Raw genomic sequence first — 5,664 nt, 5'->3', positions numbered from 1 at the left:
CTTGTTCGTCCTCTTTCCCGCTCCGGCGGTGGGTTGAACACCCACCGGCCACCGAAGAAACTCATAGTGACCTGCGAACCTGGGAATTTACCGAACCTTACCCGGGAGTACGCTTCAGGTTCCTATCGGACGTACGGTTAAGTTCGTTTCAACGCGTCTCACGATGTGGGCATCGCGCACGTTTACCCACGTATATCGCGTTTCCAGCCCCGCTACAGCACTGCCTACCCCGCTCGCCGAAGGAGTGGGGTAGCGGTTGGTGCCGGGCGCTTATCGGCCCGCTACACCCCTGATCTTGGCGATGCGATTGCGCAGCCCCCATTGGGTGACCTTGAGGAGCGCTTCGCGGACGATGCCGCCGCTCATCTTCGATTCACCGATCTCCCGCTCGGTGAAGGTGATGGGAACCTCGCGCACGATGAAGCCTTCCTGGATCGCCCGCCAGGCCAGGTCGACCTGGAAGCAATAGCCGTGCGACTCCACCGCACCGAGGTCGAGCTTCTCGAGCACCTCACGGCGGTATGCCCGGTAACCGCCGGTGATGTCCTTGATCTTCACGCCCAGCGCCAACCGCGAGTAGATGTTGCCGCCACGCGAGAGCCACTCGCGATGCTTCGGCCAGTTCACCACCGTGCCGCCCGGCACGTACCGCGAACCGAGGACGAGGTCGGCGCCCGCATCGACCTGGTCGAGGAGACGATGCAGCTGCTCGGGCGCGTGGCTGCCGTCTGCGTCCATCTCGACGAGGACGGTGTAGTCGCGGTCGAGTCCCCAGCGGAAACCGGCGATGTAGGCGGCGCCGAGCCCGTTCTTCTCCGTGCGGTGCATCACGTGGATGCGGCCGGCCTCGTCGTTCGACGCGAGGGTGTCCGCGACGTCGCCGGTGCCGTCGGGGCTGCCGTCGTCGACGACGAGAACGTGCGCCTCGGGGAGGGCCGCGTGCAGGCGTCCGACGATCAGGCCGAGATTCTCCCGCTCGTCATACGTCGGAATGATCACCAGAGTCCGTGCGCTCGGTGCCCCGCTCTGCCCGGATTCGGTCTCCGATGCCATGAGGATCCTCCCTGCCGGCAACTGCCGGCGCGTTCTCGGTACTGCCCTGAACCTTCTCGGTCCGGTTCTGAATCGATGTACGGACTTCGCGTCGTCGTCGCACCACGGCGAACGCGACGGCAGCGACGGCGCCGAGGCAGAGGAGTACCTCCGGAATCGGGCCGAGCCGACTTGCCAGCGTAGTACCGGTGCGCAGCGGCACCTGCGACACCAGGGCAGCCGGCACGAAAAGCGGTGTTTCCTGCACCGTGGATCCGTCGGGGGCGATGATCGCGCTCACACCGCTGGTCGCGGACACGACGACGGCGCGCCCGTGCTCCACGGCCCGCACCTTCGACATCGCGAGCTGCTGGTACGTCATCTCCGTGTCACCGAACGTGGCGTTGTTGGTGGGGACGGCGAGCAGTTCCGCGCCGCTGCGCACCGACTGCTCGAACGCCCGGTCGAAGGCCACCTCGTAGCAGGTCGCGACGCCCACGGCGATGCCGTTCGCGTGGACGACACCGTCGCCGTCGCCGGGAACGAAGTTGCCTGCCCGGTCGGCGTACGAGGAGAAGTGCCGGAAGAACCCGCGATACGGCAGGTACTCGCCGAACGGCTGGATGATCTTCTTGTCGTGCCGTTCCTGCGGTCCCGCCTCGCCGTCCCACACGATCACCGAGTTGGTGGTGGTGCGGTCGGAGTTGACGAGCACCGTCCCCACCAGGATGGGTGCACCGATCGCCTCGGACGCCCGCGTGATGTCGGCGGCGGCGTCGGCATTACGCAGCGGATCGATATCCGAGGCGTTCTCCGGCCAGATCACGAGGTCGGGTTGCGGCGCCGCGCCCGACGCGACGTCGGCCGCCAATTCGAGGGTGCGGTTGACGTGGTTGTCGAGGACGCGTTTGCGTTGGTCGTTGAAGTCGAGTCCGAGTTTGGGGACGCTGCCCTGGATGGCGGCGACGGTGACGGTCCGGTCGCCCGCGTCCTCACCCGGCAGCGTCGGCCAAAGCGCGAGCGAGACGACCGTCGCGGCGAGGGCGGCCACCAGGCCCCCGGCCAGGGGACGCTTCCAGTTCTCGGCGCCGCCGGCCCGGGCCCGCACCGTCACGGCGAGCGACGCGATCCCGGCACCGGTCAACGCGACCGCGAAGCTCAGCAGCGGGGAGCCGCCGATGCTCGCGAGCGGCAGGAACCAGCCCTCCGATTGACCGAACGCGAGCCGGCCCCACGGGAAGCCGCCGAACGGAACACTGGAGCGGAGCCATTCGGTGAGCGACCAGCACGCCGCGATCCACAACGGTGCCCAGCGCAGCCGGGACACGAGGACCGCGAGGAGCCCGAACAGTCCGACGAGCAGCGACTCGACCGCCGCGAGCGCAAGCCACGGGAGGGCTCCGACGAACACCCCGATCCACGGCAGGAGCGGGACGAGGAAGCCGAGTCCGGCGAGGTAGCCGTAGCCGAATCCCGCGCGCAGTCGCGGTGCCGGACCACCGCCGCCGGTCAGGACCAGCGTCAGCAGGGCGATCCCGATGGGCGCGAGGAACCAGAGCGGCCGGGGCGGGAACCCGGCGAACACGAGGTATCCGGCGGCCACCGACGAGGCGGAGCGCACCAGCACGCCGAGTTTGCCGGTGGTCCAGCGCGTCATCGCGTCACCGCTCATGGACGACGCTCCCCCGGTGCACCGAACGCAGAAGTACCGGTGTGGGCGCATCCTCCTCGAGCCGCGGCAGGGCCGGCACCCGGGACCGGGGGTCGGTCGACCACCGCTGCACGGAGTCCTTGGGGGCACTGACGACGAGTTCGCCCGCATCCCACACGGCGTAGGACGCCGGCGCGCCCGGGTCGAGGGTCCCGGCGAGACCGTCGCGGACCCCGCCGGCGCGCCACGCACCGCGGGTGGCGGCCGAGAACGCCGCCCGCGGGGAGATGCCGCTGCCCGGTGTGCGGTGGTGGACCGCCGCGCGCAGCATCGCCCAGGGTTCGACCGGGGTGACCGGCGCGTCGGAGCTCAGGGCCAGCGACACCCCGGCGGAGGCGGCCCCGGCGAACGGGTTGAGGGTCAGGGCGCGCTCGGTTCCGAGGCGCTGCGCGTACAGGCCGTCCGGACCACCCCACAGGGCGTCGAACGCGGGCTGGACGCTGGCGATCACACCCCACTGCGCCAGCCGCGCGGCGTCGTCGCCGGTCATCATCTCGGCGTGTTCGAGCCGATGCCCGGCCGCCGCGACCGCGGGACCGCCCAGCTCGTCGGCGACGACGGCGAACGCGTCGACGGCGGCCCGGACGGCGGCGTCACCGATGGCGTGGAACCCGGCCTGGATCTTGGCGATCGTGCAGGCGCGGACATGCGCGGCGATCTCGTCGACGCCGAGGTAGCCCTTGCCGGTGGCGCCGTCCCGATCCGCATAGGGTGCGCTGAGCCACGCGGTGTGCGACCCGAGGGATCCGTCGATGAACAGGTCGCCGCCCAGTGCGTGGGCACCGGTGATGTCCAGCACCTTCCGGGCCTCGTCGGCGTCGGTCACCGCCTGGCCCCAGTAGCCGCGGACCTCGACGCCGTGCCGGGTGCACAGGAGTTCACGGAAGTCGTCGAGCCCGGCGATGTCGGGTCCGCCGCACTCGTGGACCGCGACGATGCCGCGGGAGGCGATGGTGTCGAGGGCGGCGACGCGCGCGGCGGACCGCTGCTCGGCCGTCAGCAGTGACCGCGCGACGGTTCGGGCGGCGTGGTGCGCCTCGAACGTCAGCGGCCCGTCCGGGGAGAATCCGGAGGTGTCGCTCAGATCCGCGACCAACCGGCGAAGCGCGGTCGAGCACACGGCCGAGTGCACATCGATGCGGGACAGGTACACGGTGCGCCCGGGTGCGGCCTCGTCGAGCTGCGCGGTGGTCGGTCCGGTTCCTTCCGGCCACGTCGACTCGTCCCAGCCGTGCCCCCAGATGACGGCGTCGGCGTGGGTGCGGGCGAACGATGCGAGCCGGTCGAGGCATTCGCGGAGCGAGCCGACACCGACCAGGTCGAGGCCCACGATGTTCAGGCCGAGGGCCGTGACGTGAACGTGGGTGTCGACGAATGCGGGGGTGACGAAGGCGCCGCCGAGGTCGACCACGTCCGCGTCGGGGTGCAGTGCGCGGGCCGCGCGGTCGTCGCCGACCCACGACACCACACCGTCGGTGACTGCCATCGACGTGGCGTCTGGAGCAAAGGAACTGTAGATTCGGCCGCCGACCAGCAGTTGTGTAGTCACGGGCAACCAGTCTGCCTGTTAGGGCAGGACGTGGGGATCACGGGTCGGGGTTCGGGGCTCCTCGTCGATCACTTCACCCTCGAATACCTCGTCGACCACTTCGCCTTCGATGACCTCGCCGCGACCGCGGCGGGGTGCGCGCGCGAACGCCTCGGCCCCGGCGGCGACGGTTGCGGCGCGCCTGCCTGCCAAGAGGACCACGACGGGCCGAAGCATCCAGCGGGTCGGGGGAATGAGGAACAGCAGCCCGAGCACCGACGTGACCAGGCCTGGAACGAACATCAAGGCGGACCCGAGTGCGACGAGTGCGCCGTCGGCGACCGCGGCGCCGGGCGAGCCGTCCCCGCGCGCGGCACGGCGGAGGCCGTCCATCACCCGACGCCACTGCGAACGCATCAGCAGCACTCCGACCAGCGTGCCTCCGAGCAGCAGGAGCACGGTCCACAGCACACCGATGGCATGACCGACGACGACGAGTGCGGCGATCTCCACCACTACGTACAGCAGGAACAGTGCGGCGTACATGACGCCCCCTTTCGGACGGCCGGGTTCATCGAGGGTCTGCGGATCAACCGTCTGACCGTTCAACGTTCGGCGGCGCCGTTTTTCTCCCGGCGGCAGATATCGAAGCGCTCACGATCTAACCCTCAAGTTGACATTGAGACTATGAACATGATGCAGTTCACTGCGATGGGGGTCTTCCGATCCCGCGCACAACGAGGAGCCGATATGACTCGTTCCACCGTCTTCCGCCGAGCCGCAATCGTTCTCGCGTCCGCAGCAGCCTTCGGCATGATGTCCTCGGGACCGGCGTCCGCGGCACCGGTCGCCGACTTCGCGAAGGGTGCCGCGGAACTGCAGGCACTGGCCACCGAGGTCTCCCCGGCCGCCTCCGCCGCGGTGGACGCCCTGCTCGGAGCCAGCGTGTTCATCCCGAAGGACGTGCTCGAAGTCGGACTCACCACACCGCAGGACTTCATGTACCCCTCCCCCACGCTCGGATGCGGCGTCGCCGACAATCCCGCGACGGTCACCCTGGCGAGCGCCCAGGGCGGACCGAACTTCTTCCCGCAGATCAGTGCGAACCAGCTGCGATTCCAGGCCATCCCCGGCTATGTCGCGATCCCGCAGTCGTCCGACCTCAGTGTCGCCTGGATCAATCTCTCCACGTTCCAGGGCGGGATCGTCAAGCTCGACGACAAGCTGCCGATCCTGAACACCCCGCTGCTGTCGAAGATCGTCGACACCGGCAAGGGCACCGTCCTCGCCACCGTGTTCGGCACGGTCGGATACCCCGACGCCGTCACATGCACGGTGGTCCCGACAGTCGGAACCTTCACCGTCTGAGAGCAGACCGCTTCCCCACCCGCCG

General features: G+C 69.4%; 5 protein-coding genes. 1 reads left to right on the top strand and 4 read right to left on the bottom strand.

Annotated elements, in window-relative coordinates; all coding sequences use genetic code 11:
* Nucleotides 1-270: 270 nt before the first annotated feature.
* From ACFTWF_RS16280 to ACFTWF_RS16265, 4 genes are read right to left on the bottom strand one after another with little or no spacing between them, the layout of a single operon-like run.
* Nucleotides 271-1,053 carry a polyprenol monophosphomannose synthase gene (locus ACFTWF_RS16280; protein WP_378462232.1) on the bottom strand — a complete coding sequence of 261 codons (783 nt, stop codon included), beginning with the start codon at nucleotides 1,051-1,053 and terminating at the stop codon, nucleotides 271-273.
* On the bottom strand, nucleotides 980-2,704 hold the full coding sequence (gene lnt, locus ACFTWF_RS16275; RefSeq protein WP_378462231.1) for an apolipoprotein N-acyltransferase: 1,725 nt from the start codon (nucleotides 2,702-2,704) through the stop codon (nucleotides 980-982). Before lnt ends, ACFTWF_RS16280 begins: the two co-directional genes overlap by 74 nt.
* Nucleotides 2,694-4,298 (bottom strand): amidohydrolase, encoded by a 1,605-nt coding sequence (locus ACFTWF_RS16270; protein ID WP_378462230.1) that lies wholly within the window; start codon nucleotides 4,296-4,298, stop codon nucleotides 2,694-2,696. Before ACFTWF_RS16270 ends, lnt begins: the two co-directional genes overlap by 11 nt.
* Nucleotides 4,299-4,310: 12 nt before the next feature.
* Complete coding sequence (locus ACFTWF_RS16265) at nucleotides 4,311-4,817, bottom strand: FxsA family protein (protein ID WP_378462229.1); 507 nt, start codon at nucleotides 4,815-4,817, stop codon at nucleotides 4,311-4,313.
* A 204-nt stretch (nucleotides 4,818-5,021) separates the two neighbouring features.
* Between ACFTWF_RS16265 and ACFTWF_RS16260 the strand changes: the two genes are divergently transcribed.
* Entirely contained in the window at nucleotides 5,022-5,639 is a 618-nt protein-coding gene (locus tag ACFTWF_RS16260) for a hypothetical protein (RefSeq protein ID WP_378462228.1), read from the top strand.
* Nucleotides 5,640-5,664 lie beyond the last annotated feature (25 nt).

This window comes from Rhodococcus sp. NPDC056960, from assembly GCF_042674125.1.
GTDB lineage: Bacteria > Actinomycetota > Actinomycetes > Mycobacteriales > Mycobacteriaceae > Rhodococcus_F.
The sequence above is the reverse complement of the archived record's forward strand: the minus strand, read 5'-3'. Positions and strand labels throughout refer to the sequence as shown.

Coding starts and splice junctions, on each gene's coding strand:
- ACFTWF_RS16280 (WP_378462232.1), bottom strand. CDS start 1,053: ATGGCATCGGAGACCGAATCCGGGCAGAGCGGGGCACCGAGCGCACGG.
- lnt (WP_378462231.1), bottom strand. CDS start 2,704: ATGAGCGGTGACGCGATGACGCGCTGGACCACCGGCAAACTCGGCGTG.
- ACFTWF_RS16265 (WP_378462229.1), bottom strand. CDS start 4,817: ATGTACGCCGCACTGTTCCTGCTGTACGTAGTGGTGGAGATCGCCGCA.
- ACFTWF_RS16260 (WP_378462228.1), top strand. CDS start 5,022: ATGACTCGTTCCACCGTCTTCCGCCGAGCCGCAATCGTTCTCGCGTCC.